14 protein-coding genes and 1 pseudogene are annotated in these 18163 nt (G+C 34.3%); 7 read left to right on the top strand and 8 right to left on the bottom strand.

All coding sequences use genetic code 11. The annotated features are described in order from the left end of the window. Window positions 1-24: 24 nt before the first annotated feature. From WBP_RS01590 to purH, 5 genes are all read left to right on the top strand, one after another. Window positions 25-393, top strand: a complete 369-nt coding sequence (locus WBP_RS01590; protein ID WP_167895861.1) for a glutaredoxin — start codon at window positions 25-27, stop codon at window positions 391-393. Window positions 394-509: 116 nt separating this feature from the next. Further along, window positions 510-1382, top strand: coding sequence for a hypothetical protein (locus WBP_RS01595; protein ID WP_167896300.1), 873 nt, complete (start codon window positions 510-512; stop codon window positions 1380-1382). Between the two features lie 487 nt (window positions 1383-1869). Next, window positions 1870-2442: a NifU family protein gene (locus WBP_RS01605; RefSeq protein ID WP_011256611.1), complete on the top strand. Its 573-nt coding sequence runs from the start codon at window positions 1870-1872 to the stop codon at window positions 2440-2442. Continuing rightward, window positions 2439-3680, top strand: a complete 1242-nt coding sequence (gene hisS / locus WBP_RS01610; protein ID WP_167895862.1) for a histidine--tRNA ligase — start codon at window positions 2439-2441, stop codon at window positions 3678-3680. The genes WBP_RS01605 and hisS overlap by 4 nt, the downstream gene beginning before the upstream one ends. A 133-nt stretch (window positions 3681-3813) precedes the next feature. Next, entirely contained in the window at window positions 3814-5334 is a 1521-nt protein-coding gene (purH, locus tag WBP_RS01615) for a bifunctional phosphoribosylaminoimidazolecarboxamide formyltransferase/IMP cyclohydrolase (protein ID WP_167896301.1), read from the top strand. 678 nt (window positions 5335-6012) lie between these two features. Here the strand turns inward: purH and WBP_RS06175 are convergent. Continuing rightward, a pseudogene (locus WBP_RS06175) lies at window positions 6013-6840 on the bottom strand (cbb3-type cytochrome c oxidase subunit I); the annotation flags it as partial. A gap of 252 nt (window positions 6841-7092) precedes the next feature. On the opposite strand from WBP_RS06175, the gene WBP_RS01625 reads away from it, so the two are divergent. Together WBP_RS01625 and WBP_RS01630 are read left to right on the top strand one after the other, a co-directional pair. After that, a complete protein-coding gene (locus tag WBP_RS01625; RefSeq protein WP_167895863.1) occupies window positions 7093-7323 on the top strand; it encodes a hypothetical protein in 231 nt (76 codons plus the stop codon). Between the two features lie 261 nt (window positions 7324-7584). Further along, window positions 7585-7728, top strand: a complete 144-nt coding sequence (locus tag WBP_RS01630) for a hypothetical protein (protein ID WP_167895864.1) — start codon at window positions 7585-7587, stop codon at window positions 7726-7728. A gap of 40 nt (window positions 7729-7768) precedes the next feature. Here the strand turns inward: WBP_RS01630 and ispF are convergent, their stop codons facing one another. The 7 genes from ispF to purE form a co-directional block, all read right to left on the bottom strand. Beyond that, window positions 7769-9091, bottom strand: a complete 1323-nt coding sequence (ispF, locus tag WBP_RS01635) for a 2-C-methyl-D-erythritol 2,4-cyclodiphosphate synthase (protein ID WP_167895865.1) — start codon at window positions 9089-9091, stop codon at window positions 7769-7771. Window positions 9092-9117: 26 nt separating this feature from the next. Beyond that, window positions 9118-9819, bottom strand: coding sequence for a triosephosphate isomerase (locus WBP_RS01640; protein WP_167895866.1), 702 nt, complete (start codon window positions 9817-9819; stop codon window positions 9118-9120). Between the two features lie 664 nt (window positions 9820-10483). Continuing rightward, window positions 10484-13132 (bottom strand): 2-oxoglutarate dehydrogenase E1 component, encoded by a 2649-nt coding sequence (locus tag WBP_RS01645; protein ID WP_167896302.1) that lies wholly within the window; start codon window positions 13130-13132, stop codon window positions 10484-10486. A gap of 110 nt (window positions 13133-13242) precedes the next feature. Further along, window positions 13243-13434 carry a hypothetical protein gene (locus tag WBP_RS05570; protein WP_225416080.1) on the bottom strand — a complete coding sequence of 64 codons (192 nt, stop codon included), beginning with the start codon at window positions 13432-13434 and terminating at the stop codon, window positions 13243-13245. Between the two features lie 181 nt (window positions 13435-13615). Further along, window positions 13616-13855 carry an ankyrin repeat domain-containing protein gene (locus tag WBP_RS06180; protein WP_369799982.1) on the bottom strand — a complete coding sequence of 80 codons (240 nt, stop codon included), beginning with the start codon at window positions 13853-13855 and terminating at the stop codon, window positions 13616-13618. A gap of 983 nt (window positions 13856-14838) precedes the next feature. Further along, on the bottom strand, window positions 14839-16725 hold the full coding sequence (gene mutL / locus WBP_RS01655; protein WP_167895867.1) for a DNA mismatch repair endonuclease MutL: 1887 nt from the start codon (window positions 16723-16725) through the stop codon (window positions 14839-14841). A gap of 4 nt (window positions 16726-16729) precedes the next feature. Further along, a complete protein-coding gene (gene purE, locus WBP_RS01660) occupies window positions 16730-17224 on the bottom strand; it encodes a 5-(carboxyamino)imidazole ribonucleotide mutase (RefSeq protein WP_369799983.1) in 495 nt (164 codons plus the stop codon). Window positions 17225-18163 lie beyond the last annotated feature (939 nt).

The following is an 18163-nucleotide window of genomic DNA, read 5'->3' on the forward strand; positions in this document are numbered from 1 at the left end:
TTTTATAAATTACGGAGATAAATTGTGAAAAATGCTAAAAGAAAGGTTGTTATATATATAAAGCAGTACTGTCCGTTCTGTAAGAGAGCAAAGGAGCTGCTAGATGAGAAAGGTGTGAAATATGAAGAAATTGATGTGTTTAAAAATTCAGATTTGTTTAGTGACATAAAGTTAAAGTATAATGTTAGAACAGTTCCGCAAATTTTTATTGCTGATAAAAATGGCAATTATGTACACCATATTGCTGGATGTGACAAATTGATGGACCTTGAAAGGGAAGGGAAGTTAGATGATATGTTAAGTACCAATTATGATAAAACTGATGTAACAACTTACACAAGCAATAGTGATGAATATGAAGAATATGTAGCATCACATGACGATTTTATGTAATTTTTCTTGCTTTTACTGTTGTGCAATGCACGAATGAAGAATTAGCATATTTGCTTTAAACAAATTTTAATGGATTAAAAATACAATTTATTTAGTGAGTTTTTTTAGTGGGAAAAATGACAAAAAATATTTCAATTGTTAGCAGGAACTTAATTACTATTGAATTAATTGACAAACAGGATTTAGAGAATTTCATCAAAATTTTCACGGTGCTTGATAAACATGTAGCAGCCAAAACTCTTTTTACAGAGGAGGTAAGGATAAGGTATAAACAACAAGATAGCATAGAGATTGTTGATTTACTAAAAAGTTCAGACTTCACGTATTATGACGTTGAAAATGTACTGCATCATTTGAGTAAACACGGAATGAAGGTGCCAAGCAGTGTTATAGCGCACACTCTCTTTTCTGCATGTAATCATGCACTTGAATCTAAGGGCATAGTGCTTTCATTTTTTGGTGGCTCTCCACAGTTCAACATTAGAGTGAATAAAAACACCTTCATCATGACTCCTATGAGCGAAGAAAATTTAGAATTAAATTCACAAAATAGCGAAACATTGATAGAGTTGTTAAAGAGCGAAAAAAGTATGTATGATTGTGTGGTAAAAGAGAATATTATTAATATTGTAGTAAATTATGAGATACATCAAACAATAAATTCGATCATAAAATCACTGATACAATCTTGCCTATTGGCAAAAGAGGAAGAATTAAAACTCAAAGAACAATTGAGAGAACTTGCTTTTAAGGATCAAGCTTTTGTCGAGTATTCCAGTATTAAAACCATCAATAGGTATCCACAAAATCATCCTTTGAGAAAGTATGAAAATATTACTAAGAGTATAGAAGACATTTTGTGTAATTTTATAGCTAATGAGAATAGTGAATTTGCTATAGAGCAACTAAATAGGCTTAATTCAAAGGTTTCTCCGGATACTCCAAGAATCATTACTAAAACTATAGATAAACTTGTTAAGTTCCACTGAGATAATACAAACCAATGTCTGTATATATCTGTTTTTTTTCAAGAAATAAGCACTCAAATTTGAGTGCTTATTTAGATTCATAACTTAAGTCTGCAGCAGTAGAATTTATATGGGAAACCGAAAAAATTTTTAATGGTTACTATGTAATAAACAGTTATTATCTTTTTAGCAACTTATCACGTGCTGCATTTAACTTTTGCACAAAATATTCTAAGCCTCCTTTGTCTGGATGAACTAACTTAATTAAATTTTGATATGCTTTATTGATTTCATTTTAGCTTGCTTCAGGATTTAGCTCCGGTATTTTTAATGCCTCATCTATATACATGTTATTGCCAGTATAATTTTTAGTGTGACTTCTGAGGAAAGACACAACTACCTTAGGTAGGGTAAATTTAACCTACCATGAGTGCCAAAAAAGGAATGACGTGTATATTTTTTTCATTTTGTGATTAAATAGTAATATTATAATCGTCAGGTAAATAACATGTTCATTCAAATTGAAGAAACACCAAACCCCAATACGCTAAAATTTCTTCCTGGATTTGCGATTTTAAACGAAAGAGAAACTGCTGATTTTTCAAATCCAGATGAAATAAAAAATTCTAAATTAGCAGCAGACCTTTTCCAAATAGAACATGTGATAAGAGTATTTTTTGGCCATGATTTTATTTCAGTAACAAAATCGGATGGGATTAGTTGGGACATATTAAAAGTGGAAATTTTAACTACGGTTATGGATCACTTTACCTCTGGTGGGAAGGCACTAGATAGAAAAGGAGTGAATGACAACAACATACCGGATGAGGAATTTTTCGATGAAAATGATATAGAAATTGTAAATAGAATAAAGGAGTTGATGGAAAATTACATCAAACCTGCAGTTGCTCAAGACGGCGGCGACATCAAATTCCGCGGCTATAAAGATGGAATAGTTTATGTTGAACTGCAAGGAGCCTGCTCTGGATGCCCAAGTGCTGCAATTACCCTAAAACAAGGAGTGCAAAATATGCTGTGTTACCACATACCAGAGGTTTCAGGTATAGAGACTACGTTATGACTAATCAAACAGTTAGAGGAACAAAGGATCTTCTATTTGATGAATGGTATAGGTTTAAATACATTCAGCAAATAGCAAATAGGATCTCAAGTCTTTACGGCTTTTTACCTGCCCAAACTCCGATATTTGAATATACAGAAGTCTTTATGAAAACTTTAGGTGATGGTTCCGACATTATTAATAAAGAGATGTATACTTTTTATGATAAGGGAGGAAAGAGCATAACTTTACGTCCTGAGTTCACCGCAGCGATTGTTAGGCTATTGGTTGAAAAAAAACTGCAAATACCGATAAAATTATTTTCAACAGGACCTGCATTTCGCTATGAAAGACCACAAAAGGGACGGCAGAGACAATTTCACCAAATAAATTTTGAGGTTTTTGGTGTAGAAAATCCAAAAGCTGATATTGAATTGATATCGCTTGCTCATCATTTATTAACTGAATTTAATATCAGCAAGAATGTAAGACTAGAAATTAACTCTTTGGGTGATAGTGAAACAATTGCTAAGTACAGAGAAGTTTTGATACCGTACTTTAAAAAGTTTCAAAATGACCTATCAGAGGACAGCCAAAATAGATTGACTAAAAACCCACTCAGAATATTAGATTCCAAGGATGAGAAAGATAAATTGATAATCTCTGATGCGCCCAAAATCAGTGATTATTATACAAGAGAATCCTCAGATTTCTTTGAGCAAATACTAAATGGATTAACAGCTCTCAATATACCTTGTACTGTAAATAGTAAATTAGTTCGAGGGCTGGATTATTATTGCCATACAGTGTTTGAATTTGTTATAGAGGATTTTGGTGCACAAGGGGCGGTCTTTGCAGGTGGAAGATATGATAATCTGGTATCTTCAGTAGGTGGAAAATATACTCCAGCAATAGGATTTGCAGGGGGTATTGAACGCATAATGGAATTAATTAACTATTCCATGAAGGGAGATAGACCTATTTGCTTAGTTCCTATTGGCAGAGAAGCTGAAGAGCATGCTTTGACACTTGCGAATGAATTGCGCAGGAATGGCTTATATGTAATCTATGAGTATAACGGGGCGCTTAAAAACCGAATGAAAAAAGCAAGTCAAGCAAATGCTAAGGCTGCATTAATTTTTGGTAATGAAGAACTGGGCAGTAAAACTTTAAAGATTAAAAATATGGATACAGGTGAAGAAAAGATAATTGCTTACGGTAATATAATGGAAAATATCCATCAAACTTTGCTTGTGTAAGTACAATAAACATTAAGCTTCATGTCAAAATACAGGGTCTGTAAAGGTAAGAGGTCTGTTCATTTGTGAGCAATGTGACTATAGCCAAATCACTTTTTTTATGTATAATCTTAAAAAAACTTTCTACATAAAAGTGAAGATTAAGAGAGCTTTAATATCAGTATATGATAAGACAAATATAATTGATCTTGCATTGTTTTTAATACAGCAACAAGTAGAGATTCTCTCAACAGGAAATACATATAAAGTGCTGTCCGATGCGGGAATAAAAACACAAGAAGTCTCCAATTACACGCAATTCCCAGAGATATTAGGTGGTAGAGTGAAAACTTTGCATCCTAAAATTCACGCAGGAATACTCTTTGATCGGGAAAAACACAAAAAGGAGATGCAGGATCTAGGAATTGAACCTATAGATCTGCTTGTAATTAATTTATATCCATTTTGGGAAACAGTCAGTAGCGGCTCAAGTGAAGAACAAATCGTAGAGCAAATAGATATTGGCGGAGTAGCGCTAATTAGAGCTGCAGCAAAAATTTTTCATTTTACTTCGGTCATTTCTAGTGTTCAGGACTATGAAGCACTGAAAGCTGAAATGATGAAAAATAACAATAAGACAACATTGGAATATAGAAAATATCTAGCAACTAAGGCGTTTGCTCTTACTGCACACTACGATTCTAATATTTACAGCTGGTTTTTATCCAAGAGTAAAAGTAGTGAATTACCAGAGTTTTTTGTTCTATATGGAAGTAAAGTACAAGAATTAAGGTATGGTGAAAATCCTCATCAAAAAGCTGCATTTTATAGTAATCAATTTACTAAATATCCACTGGAAAAAATACATGGAAAAGAGTTGAGTTATAATAATATAGTAGACATAGAATCTGCGCTTAATATAGTTTCTGAGTTTAAAGAGCCTGTAGCAGTGATAATTAAGCACAATAACCCATGTGGCGCTGCTGTTGGTAATAGTGTTTTGGAAGCATATAAAAAAGCTCTATCGTGTGATGAAATAAGCAGTTTTGGTGGCATAGTTGCTTTAAATCGGGAGATAGATTTAAAGCTAGCAGAAAAATTGAGCGAAATATTTTTGGAGGTAGTGGTAGCACCATCAGTCAGCGATGAAGCACTAAAAACTTTGCAAAGAAAGAAAAATCTAAGAGTGATTATTTATAGATCTCTTCAGCAAAATGCGAAATATCAGATTAAAAATATTATTGGTGGGTTTTTAGTACAGGAAAATAATAGCTACGCAATAAAAGCAGAAGAAATGAGTCAAGTAACAGAACACACTGCAACGGAAGAAGAAAAAGAAGATCTCATTTTTGCTTGGAAAATATGTAAACATGTAAAATCCAATGCAATAGTTATAGCAAAAGGCGGTTGTGCTATTGGCATTGGTGCAGGACAAACAAGCAGAATAGATAGTGTGAACATCGCAGTAAAAAATGCGGATGAAAAGTGTAAGGGTGCTGTGCTTGCTTCAGATGCATTTTTTCCATTTCCAGATAGCATAGTGGAAAGTGCAAAACATGGAATCACAGCCATAGTTCAGCCTGGTGGTTCGCTGAAAGATCAAGATGTGATAAAAGCTGCAAATGAAAATGAAATTGCTATGTTTTTCACTGGTATTCGTAGCTTCTTTCATTAATTTTGTGTTTTGTAGCTAGATCTAAATTATATCACTGTAACTATATAGATGTTGTGATTTGATAAACCAAGATTCAAATAGCTTATGAAATAGAAATGCAAAAAACTACTTCTTGATAAACTTTACTAACCTCCTTATCATGATAGCAAGGGTATTTTTGACTTACGACCTGTTTTTGACCTGCAGGTTCAATAACAAAATTTAGTAAAAAAACTCAAGTATTTATTGGTGGATTATATCAGATTATTGCGGCTACATGTCTTTTAAATTTTTCTATATTCAGCTAAATTGCGCTTAAACTAGGCGTTAGCAAATTATTACAGTGCCAGTTTAAATTATTATATGGTCAAAACTTGCTACCTGGAGTTTTTTTGCCTTTTTTCTATTTAGTAAAATTTTTTAATATTTATAGCTAAATGACAACCTTCATTCTGCTACTCGTTAGCAGAATCTATGGTGAGATACCGCGAACGAATCGTGGTATGACGTGGGGTTGCCAATATTCCCGGCCACTTGACGCTTGCTTCTCACACTAAAAGACCATAGGATGATAGAAGTAGTAAATAAATTTACTAAATAACAGTGTCACGCACTGGGATGACAAAAAGAGGGCTACTTGAACGACTCGCCTGGTAGTACAATATTCTTACAGTTGTGTGTTATTAGCCATTTGAAAGTTTAAGTTACGCGCTTTGCCTTTTTTAACAAAGATGAAAGCACAGTTATTATGAACAACATTTTGCCAACAACTGATATAGCTCTACCTACGACAGAACAAGTATATGCTAATTTTAATAGAATATTTGACAAATCTACAGATTTTCTTAAAGCACCATATCCACCAAGCCATACAAATCCGGTAATATGCAAAGAATATTCTACACTATAGGCATGGATCTGTAATCTTACTATGGACTTTTTATCTTTTTACAGCCTAATTTTGATAATAGCCAGTAGACAAAATTTATAAAAGCTATAGTGATACCGGCTACAGAACCATGATAATGGGCATGGATAGTAACGTTTCCTTCAATAGTCAGTATTTCAAGTACACCTCCTTAGGTAAATAACAGAAATGAATGTAATAGATAGTTACCCTTATCATTAATAAAAGTCCTGATATTAAAGCACACTAATTTTAAAAACACGGTAGAACTTGCTCCAGCAATTCTCATATTCCAAATGGAAAATTGTATCAATTCAACACTATCCACTGAATAGGCAAAATATATAAATGGTGCACCTATAGCCAAAATTATGTTTATAAATAGTGGTAAAATAATAGTCTTGTTATTTGAAGCTAAATTAACGGTCACTAGAACTTGGCATTATTAAATAGACTAAAAACATTGCTTGAACAAAAGCTAATTGCAATAAATGCCTGCTTCCCAAAAAGAGATATTTGTAAAATAAATTCTTATCCGAGTGATATGTGTCTGTCAGCATATTATTATATACTAAAACAACATAAAGAAATGACGACAAGAGTATAATAACTAGTCCAATTTATTCGACATGTAGATAAAGGACTGCTGTCAATCATAGTTATGGCGTTAAGTATAAAGAAGGTGCCAAGTTGCTTATAGATGTACGGAGAGAAATTAGGTTCGAAAGTGTATGCTTCGCGTATGATCAAAATAGAGTTATAATCCACGATTTTAACTTACATATTTATGCAGGTCAGAAGATAGGAATGTCTGAGGCAGATAAAACAACACTTATCAAGTGTTTGCTCAGGTACTTTGACGTGCAAAGTAGATGAATTCTTATATCGACAGTCATGACATTGCAGGTATTACACAAGAGCCTTTATGGGCAAACTTATCGGTGATTCCACAGGATGTTGGTATATTTGATAAGACTGTTCTGGAAAATTTACAACTTGCTAAATACGATGCAAGCTTCGACGAAATTGTTGAAGCATGTGAAAAGGCGAGGGTTCATAATAATATTATACAAATGACCAATGGATATCATTCCATTGTGTAGGTGAGAGAGGCGTTAAAGTAAGTTAGTGGACAAAGAAAACGCATCGCAGTTGTAAGGGCTATTTAAAAAAGTGCTCCTATATTAATTTAAAATGAGGCAACTTTTACACTTGATGCTCCAATAGAACAGTTAGTACAACAATCACTAAGCGAAATACTTGAAATGAGCAATGCTACAACTATTGTCATCGCGCATCGTTTTGCCTACGCTTCTGCACATGGATTGCATTCTAGTTCTCTTGATCAGGGAAAATTGTAGAAGATGGCACACACTAAGAACTTTTTAATAAAAATGGAATGTATAAGACCATATGAAATGTGCGAGTCGGTGAGTTTTTACCAGATAAAAAGGAAAACGAAGAAATTGGATGCGTATTCCAAGAAGTATGTTGAAGAACGAACGTAAGATATTCTGATTCAGACAATGTTTATTGTATTTATAAAAATTAATTATGCAGTGGAGCTATTTTATATAATAATACAGAAGCATGTGCTAGTATTCCTTCATTTCTCCCAATAGAACCTAATTTTTCTGTAGTGGTTGCTTTAACATTTACAAATTCACTATCAATCTCTAATGTTTTTGATATGAATTTCTTCATTGCTACTTTGTAAGGCGATATTTTAGGCTCCTCGCAAACTATAGTAATATCTAAATTAGATACGCTGTATCCTTTTTCTTTTGCTTTTTTAGCAGCAAAATCAAGAAAGTGAGATGAATTGCGATCTTTCCACTCAGGAAAACTCGGAGGAAAATGTGCTCCTATGTCGCCACATCCTAGTGCTCCCAGTATTGCATCAACAACTGCATGTATTGCAACATCACCGTCGGAATGTGCTTCTATTTCCATGTCATACTCGATTTCTACGCCGCAAATCTTTATAAAACTTTTAGCCTTACCTTGAGCTTTAATGAACCTATGTATGTCATAGCCAGTTCCAACGCGATATTTTGGTTCATCAAGAAGAAGCTTTGCCATATTAATATCCTCTTTTGTGGTTAACTTAAAATTGATTTTCTCACCTCTAGTAACTACAACACGTTTTTTGTGTTCTACCATTAGTGATGAATCATCAGTAAATTCTTTATTTGACCGATGATATGATAATAATTCTTTAAAATTGAAAATTTGAGGGGTCTGTATAGCTCTAAGTCTTTCTCTTGGAATTGTGGATTCAATGAGATCGTCATTTACTAATGATATAGTATCTTCTACTTCTATTGCTGGTACTACTCCTGTATGTTGGTTATTAATCATGGACCGAGCTAAGTTATTTATCAAAGTATTTGACACAAAAGGCCTACAAGCGTCGTGTATAACTACAAAATCTGGGTTAATTTTTTGCAAGCTTTCAAGTCCCAGCTTAACTGAGTTTTGTCTACTTTTTCCTCCATATACTGGACTTAGTAACTTAGTATCTACTCTTCCTTTCATTCCAGTGCTTGACACTGGAATCCATTCTTCTTTTTTTCTAGATTTCAGCGTCACATACTGGAAAGAGTGTACCGCTTCGCTTAAATAATAGTTATGTAGAGAATCTATCGTTTCTCTATAAAAATCTTCATGATTTCTGTTAATTATAACCCTTACGTAATCTATATACTGGTTGGTTAAAAGTTTTTTGACTGCATGCGATAAAACAGGTTTATCTGCTAGTGTCATATACTGCTTAGGAATTGTATTGCTGCATCGGCTTCCTACTCCTGCTGCAACTATTAATGCTGCTATTTTGTATTTCTTAGGTCTGTTAGTGTATATATCTATCACAGGGTTCTTTAATTACAATTTCAGAATTAATAGGCTTTTTCAACTTGCTGTACAATTTTATGAAAGCGATCAAAATCTAAGCTTGCACTACCAATTAAAACTCCTGATAAATTCAAGATATTCGATAAATTTTCTATATTTTCTAAACTGACTGAGCCGCCATATATAACGTGTTTTTTGCTAGTATAAGATTGTATCACTTCTATTACCTCAGCAATTGCATTATTACTTGGTACATGTCCTGTACCTATTGCCCATATTGGTTCATATGCTACAGTATATTCACCATGTATTGGCAAGCGGCTTTTGCATTGATACTCTACTACTTCCTTTGTTTTACTACTCTCACGGTCTTCTAAATTTTCACCTACACAAATAATTGGGTGTAAGCCCGATTCTATAGCTGTTTCTGATTTAAGCTTTATTTCACCATTTGTTTCGTGAGTTCTTTCGGAATGCCCAAGTATTACGTAAGTACATCCTAACTCTTTTAGCATCTCTGCGCTAATTTCACCTGTATAAGAACCAGACTTTTTATAATGGCAATTCTGTGCTCCTATACTAATATTATTATTCAGCTCTATATTACCTGGAAGTGATGTAAAAGGTGGGCAAATCACGAGCTTAGAAGTAATTTCATTACTCTTGTCATTGAGTTTACCTATAAAGTTGACGAATAAAGAGCGTGTTCCATTCATCTTCCAATTTGCGACTATTAAAAAAGACATCAACTTTACTTATATGGATGAGAGTATCCCAAACAACACTAAAACGAACTCCTCTCACGCTTGCTTGTTAGTTTAACAAGATTAGCTATCATTTTACTAACCTTTGTTTACATAAAGGTATATACCTAGATGAGAATTAATAAAAAATAAATTAAGTTTATAGAATAAAACAAAATTAAGTCAATAAAAAGTTTTTTACCATTACTCGCCTCTACTAAATTTTCTCTTTAAATTATAGCTTTCTTGAATTTTCCTTACTCAATCTGATTCCTTCAGCTTCCGTTTGGCTTTTGTTGTATGCCAGCTATGGTGATTAAAGACAAGAAAGGTGAAGAATATTAGTAACTTGTCATTCTCTTAATTTATAATAAGAATGGTCAGTAAATACCTAATTTGAGTAAAAGAAATTTCACTATCATTCACTAATTTGGCTAAAATTGAATAATTTCAACACTTTAGCTATTTTAAATAGAATTAAATTTATTAATATAAATAATAAATTACTATTCTTAAATTTGATCAGATTGATTGCAAAAAAAATAAGATTTTTAATAATTTGCTTATAATCCTAACTATAGTTAATCTTTCATAGATAGTGATGCAACAAAGCTATTCCACTAGCGGAGGTAAAATTGAGCTAGCTCTCCACTAAGTGCTTGTGAAGCTATTTAATAACTTGCTTTAAAATCTCCTCTTGTTGCTGAGCGTGGACACTAGCGTAACCACATGCAGGAGATGCAGCAGCAGGTCTTGTGATGCACTTAAGCCTTTTTGCTTGAATATTGAGGCCAAGTAATACCTCCTCTATTAATGGGTTGACAAAAAACCATCCTCCCATATTTTTTGGCTCTTCTTGACACCATATAATTTCAGCGTTTTCATATTTTTCAAGTTCAATGCTTAGCTTATCAGCAGGAAATGGATAAAATTGCTCCAATCGTACCACTGCTATATCGTTTATTTTTTGTACTTCACATGCCTCAATTATGTCGTAATAAACTTTACCACCGCATATTATAACTTTACGCATTTTGTCATCTAAAACTAAATTCTTCCTATATTCTGGAATTACCGTAAGGAATCCACCTTTAAAGTCAGATAGATTAGAAACTGCTCTTTTATGACGCAATAGCGATTTAGGTGTAAACACTATCAAAGGTTTACGGAAGTCTCGATGAATTTGCCTACGTAAAACATGAAAGTAATTCGCTGGAGTAGAGCAATTAACTACTTGCATATTATCTTCCGCGCAGAGTTGTAAAAACCTCTCTATACGCGCAGAGCTATGCTCAGGTCCCTGACCTTCATAGCCATGAGGCAGCAATAAAACCAAACCACTTGATCGCAACCACTTTGTTTCTGCAGACGCAATAAACTGGTCGATCATAATTTGTGCACCATTCGCAAAATCACCAAACTGTCCTTCCCAAAGCACCAGTGAATATGGAGAATCAAGGCTATATCCATACTCAAAGCCCATCACAGCATACTCTGATAAAGCGCTATCTATGACTTCAAAGTGAGCTTGCTCTTTATTTATATTGTTCAGTGGAATAAATGCTTCTTCTGTCACCTGATCAACAAGCCTTGAATGGCGGTGTGAGAAAGTACCTCGACCAGAGTCCTGTCCTGACAGACGCACACCTATTCCTTCTGTGAGCAATGATGCAAATGCAAGACTTTCAGCCGTTGCCCAGTCTATATTGTTACCGGAATTTATATTCTCTATTCTTCCATCAAGTATTTTTCTTACTTTATTGTTGATATTAAAACTGCTTGGAATATTGCTATTTATGAGTACACCTAGCTTTTTCAGCTCACTTTGTGAGGCACCAGAATCTGTATAATATTCGTTCAGATTATTCAACTTTGCCCTTCTTAATTTTGACCACACTCCATTGAACCAGTCAGCTTTTTTGGGAGCGTAAGCCACTGATTCAGTAAGACTTTTATCCAATCTTGCCCTGAACTCACTGCGTAATTTATCTACTTCGTCACCACTTAGTATTTTATCTGCAGTCAACTTTTCTTCATATAGCGTTCCTGGAGTTTTATGATTTGATATTATTTTATACATGAGCGGCTGGGTAAAATTAGGCTCATCTCCTTCATTATGGCCGTATTTGCGGTAGCATATTATGTCAATCACCACGTCTTTCTTAAATTTCTGCCTATATTCCATTGCCAGACCTGCAACAAAATTTACAGCTTCAGGACTATCTCCACTTACGTGAAACACTGGGGCTTCTATAGATTTAATTACGTCAGTGCAATAAGAAGATGACCGTGCACAGCATGGATTAGCAGTAAAACCAACTTGGTTATTAATGACAACGTGTACAATACCATCTACTTTATATCCTTCAATATTGCTCAAGGTCAGGGTTTCGCCAACCACCCCTTGACCGATAAAAGCTGCATCACCATGAATTGATATTCCAAGTACAGATCTTATTTTTTGTTTTGCTCTGACTCTTCCAATCAGAACTGGATTGATCGCTTCAAGGTGAGATGGATTAGGGCACAAACTTAAATGTATTGTCTTACCGTCAGCAAGCGTTCGATTAGAAGAATAACCAAGGTGATATTTAACATCACCAGACACTTCAAGATCACTTGGATATGCAAGATTACCTTGAAATTCAGATAACATTGCTACATATTCTTTTTCCATAACTTTGGTTAGAACGTTAAGCCGTCCGCGATGAGCCATACCAAGAACTATTTCCTCAATACCAAAAGTCGTGGAATCACTAATAATTCTCTCAATTGCAACAATAGCTGACTCCCCACCTTCAATAGAAAAACGCTTATGTCCAGGAAATTTCGTATGGAGAAATTGTTCGAACATCTCAGATTCGATTAAGTGTCTGAGTATTTCCTTTTTATCTTGCGAGCTCAGCTTGTAAGTTTGATTTTCGATCTTTTCCTGCAGCCATATTCTCTCCTCATAAGAGGAAATATGCATAAATTCAAAACCGATGTCTTTGCAGTAAATATCTCTATAGATTCCGGCATCATGCGCTGTAGAGAGATTTGAATATTTCTGATAATTTATTTCTTCACTTACATTTGACGACAATGGATTAAGATCTGCAAAAAAGTGACCATAAGATCTAAAAAAATTTGCCACCGAATCATCTGTCTTGGCCACATGCTGCACAGCACAGGGTTCTGCTTTATTAACTTCTAAATTGCTTGAAAAAATTCTGTACCAATCCTCCCCGATTGACTTGTCACCCTGCAGATAACGGTTATACATTTCTTCTACAAATTCCACATTATCACCATAAAGGCAGGAGCTACTTCTCAAATCTAGCATAATTACTATAAAAGGTATCAAATACTTATAAGTATAACTTAAGTTTTTTAAAAAAGAACTTTTTTGATACCCGTGAATTAAGTCATTACATTATCAGTTCTTTAAGGATTGCCTTCAGCATTTAGCTTAACATTATTTACTAATTTTTCAGTAATAACTTCAGCAAACTCAGGAGAAGGTTCTTTTATTTTTGCAAAAAATGCAGCCTGTATGGCATTTTTAACAAAGAAATACGCGGCAAATGCAAATACTACTGTCGGTATATAGCACCAGGGAGGAGCTATACTAAACAAAGTAGCAGAAGCTCTACCATTAAGCAACAACGAGAAAGACCAGCTTAGCTAATAATATAGCGTCTATCCACACTACCATATTCAGCCATCAACTTTTTAACTTTGTCATTGTTGCTGTGCGACAAAACAAGTGCCTTAATGCAATTTATTATCTCACTATTAGCGAAATATAGAGTGTGTTCTATGACCTCCTCACGTAGTAACCTTTTGCATGATGACCGGCTGTATTAGGATCATCACCATATTTTAAAAGTAATTTTGCAATTTCATAGAACTTATCATGTGCAGCTACATCTAATGGAGCAAGACTATATACTCGTGTATTAGGGTCAGCACCGTACTCTAAAAGTAGTTTTATAATATTACCATATATGATAATTCCGTGATAACATAATAAAGTATACTCACGAAATATTTTTATGTTAGGGTTAGCGCCATTCTCTAATGCAGGTTTGCAAGATCAATATTATATGAATTGATAGCAGCATCCGACGGCAAGTGATCCTGTACACACATTTCGTTAATGTAATTACTAAATTTTTCATCTTTACTGCTCTTGAAATTAAAAAGAGCTTTTTAAGAAATCCTGTATCTTGATTGAAGAGAGGCGTATGTAAGCAAAATTTTAGATCTTAGATAGAGCTAACTCTATCTAAGTCTTCGTCATGGAGTAGCATGACCTCTTTTGCACCTGTTCCAGCAAGAAGCTTATATGCGCTTGTAACTGTTAAAATTTCTCTTCGACTTTTTTAAGTTCTTCCTGTTCTTTATCTGAGTTTTTGTCTCGATGATACTGAAGAGCTAGTGTATTACGTGCTTTTCTGATGTCTTCTTCACTCGGGTTACTTTAAAGAGCCTAATATTTTTAAAGCTTCTTCTTCATTCATAATAACTACCTCTACTAATAGTGAATTATACTCTAGTATAACTAAAAAGTCCAAGAAAGTCTAGTCTTTTATGTTAACACTGCTATAACTATTTAAGTCTACCAGGGAGGCAAGTAGCTCCTAATAAAAATTGATTAATTTCTTAACCAAATTAAAAAAGACAAAAGAAATCCCGCAGCAGCTATTATCCACTATCATTTTACCAGTTGGCGTTTTTTTTAATGTTTTTAAGCACCTAGTAGGCGCGATTTACAGCACTAATTGGTAATGTAAACAACAATGTAAAAGACATGAGGTACATGTAATGCAAGAAATTAAACATGAGATGTCAGATATGTTAAGTTTTTTTGTTGTTTAATCTGTAAAGAGAAGATAAATAATTAGCTTTAGTGCTATTGATAAAAGGGCTGGCGAGGTTTATCAAGTAATTCCAGTCTCGTTTCTATGGCTTAAAAAATTCGTCACGTGCTGGAATGACGAGAAGAACACTAAAAATTTCCATGTTTATGGCAACTTCTTACCTACGCTCAAACAATTTTTCTATATCACTTAGTTCCATTTCTATATGAGTTGGTCTTCCGTGGTTGCATTGCCCAGAATATGGTGTTTCTTCCATTTGCCTCAGCAACACATTCATCTCCTCCAATTTCATTGTCCTGCCTGCTCTAATTGACCCATGACAAGCAATAGTGGCCAATATTTTGTTCACTTTATCTTCTATTGGCAACATATCTTCTATTTCCATCAATCTATCGACTATATCAATTAGCATCTCTTTTACATCTATTGTTCCCAAAATTGCAGGGATTTCTTTTACTATAACCTTGTTTTCTGAGTTGATTTGAATATCAAAACCCATTTCGAAAAGCTTATCCTTATAGACTTCAACCATCTCCATTCCAGCTTGATTTTTGATTTCAACTACCTCAGAAAGAAGTAGTTTTTGTCTTTTTATACTTGATTTTTGTTTTAAGCATTCATACACTAACCTTTCATGGGCTGCATGCTGGTCAACTATAATCAATTTGCCTCTAGCCTCAGCAATAATATAAGTGTTATAGACCTGACAGCGTGCAAACCCTAGAGGATGGTTTTCTATCAAATCAATTTGCTCTCTCTCTAGAGCCACAGTTTTCGCTTGTGACAAGGATTTTTGTATACCTGAATCAAACAATACTGATCGTTCTGACAAGTCTTTCTTTCCTACACTTGGTGAGTTGGATTCTTTCATTAGCCGATTTTCAAAAGGATTTGGTCTCCCTTCATACAATTCTCTTTCACTTTTTGTTTCTCTGCTTTTTCCATTATTAATATGGTTATCATTTCCTTGACTTTCACTAACATCAAAAGGTAACCCACTCGTTTCCTTTCCAATACCTTGATACCTAGACCTATCAATATTACTCACTGCAGAGTTGCCTGTTCTTGTTGATAATGCCTTAATTAACCCTCTTCTCACTATTTCATATATCAGCCTCTTATTTTGAAATCTCACTTCCGATTTATTTGGGTGCACATTCACATCTATTTGATCGTATGGTATTTCTAAATGCAACATTGCAAAAGGATACCTATTGCTTGGAATAAAGTCATGATATGCGTAACGAATCGCACTAACAAGTAAATTATCTTTTATCGGCCTTCCATTTACAAATGTATAGATCATATCAGACTTACCTCGATTGACCGTCGGTTTACAGATGTGTCCTGTTAGTCTGACGCCGTCCTCTTCTTCATTAATTTCTAGAGAATTGTCTTGAAATTCTTCTTCTACTTCACATAATCTACTAAATAACGAAGTCTGCTTAGCATATTTTAGAGGTTTCTTACTACCAGAAGTGAGAGTAAACCCAATACTATAATTGATCATAGCTAAGTTATTCACAATGTCAACAATGCTTTGAATTTCTGCCCTTTCGGTTTTTAGAAATTTTAGTCTATTGGGAGTGGCAAAAAACAGATCACGGACCTCAATATGAGTACCTTGTGGTAAAGAGTAAGGAATAAGTTCACCTATTTTTTCTCCACCTTCATAACTTATAGACCAAGCTTCACTTGCTCCGTTTGCCTTAGATGATAGCTTAATTCTACTCACTGCTGCAATTGAAGACAGAGCTTCTCCTCTGAAGCCAAGATGCTTGATTTCTATTAATTCACTATCACTTAATTTTGAAGTAGCATGGCGCATAAAAGCAAGCTCTAAATCGCTCTTTTCTATTCCACCTCCATCATCCGTGATAGTAATAAGGTTACACCCACCACTTTCTATTTTTATCTCTATTTCCGAGCTTCCAGCATCTATTGCATTCTCAACTAATTCCTTGACTACACTAGCTGGCCTTTCTATAACCTCCCCTGCAGCTATACGATTTATGGTTTTTGTATCTAAAAGAATTATTGCCATAAATTTACTGTGATGCTGGTTTTTCCTTTACTACTTCGGTCTGTTCCTTTCTCCATTTTTTTAACCTATCAGCAATTTCACTGTTAGAAATTGACAGTACAGATGCAGCAGCAATTGCTGCATTATAAGCCCCACTTTCTCCTATAGACATTGTTGCAACTGGCACACCCTTTGGCATTTGTACTATAGATAATAGACTATCCAGCCCATTTAACTGTTTACTATGTACAGGAACACCGATAACGGGTAAACAAGTGAGCGATGCAACCATACCAGGTAAATGAGCTGCTCCTCCCGCACCGGCTATAATAACTCTAAAGCCTTTTTCTTGTGCAGACTGAGCAAAATTGAAGAGCCTTTCTGGTGTTCTATGTGCAGATATTATAAACACGTCATGCAAAATTCCTAATTCTGTTAACATATCAACAGCATGAATCATAGTGCTATAGTCTGATTCACTTCCCATAATTACAGCAACATCTTTTTTTATTTCCGCCATATTCAACATAACTTTCTTACTAACTAAATAGTGTTTCAGCTAAAAAGCAACAAATATTTGAATCATACTGTGAATATAGTGTATGACATAAAACCCTCCCTTTAAAATAGAAATTTCAAATAAGCATTCGCATTGGAGCACACAAATGTGCAAACATTGTAATTTTAGGGACAGTAGCTCACAGAAACACAAAAAACTACCTGACAAACCTCGCTAGCCCCCTTATCCCGATACTGGGGGTGTTAAGTTACCTTCAATCTGTGCAGATTAAAATAATAAAGTGTTATATAGTTAGCATCTTATGTTTAATTTTTTGCACTATATGTACCTTATGTCTTCACAATATTTCTAATTTTTTACCTATATAAGTTGAAACTCGCTTATAAAGCGTTTAGGACAGTATAATATGCTAACTTGCAGGATTAGAGAGTAAATACTATCTACCACAATATATCTTTTGCCTTTTTTTTGCCTAGTAAATTTCTAAAACATTTATGACTAAAGGTTAGTTGCAATAAAAAACAACTAAGTCGCGATTATTAAGTATTTAAAACATAAAAAAACGCTAGTGTTTTTAAATAGATATTAACTAGGGCTTCTTTTGTCTTTTTCTTACTTGGTGGATTTCTTAAATATTTGTAGCTGAAGATTTACTGACAACAGCTGCTTGTTAGCGTAATCTAGAGATACCGCAAATGAATCGCGGTATGACGTGGGGGTTACTGATATTCCAGAGCGTGATGCTGCCTTCTCATACTGGAAAACCATAGGATGATAAAAAATAGTAAATAAGTTCACTAAATAACAGTGTCACATACTGGAGTGATATTATAGATGCGCTAGGATTAGGAGAAGGAGACACCGGAATGACACCCCCTGGATGGAAAGCTGAATGCTAATATCAACATTAAAGCAATACCCTTTCCTAGTGAAAATCAT

The sequence above is a fragment of the Wolbachia endosymbiont of Brugia pahangi genome, from assembly GCF_012030695.1.
Lineage (GTDB): Bacteria > Pseudomonadota > Alphaproteobacteria > Rickettsiales > Anaplasmataceae > Wolbachia.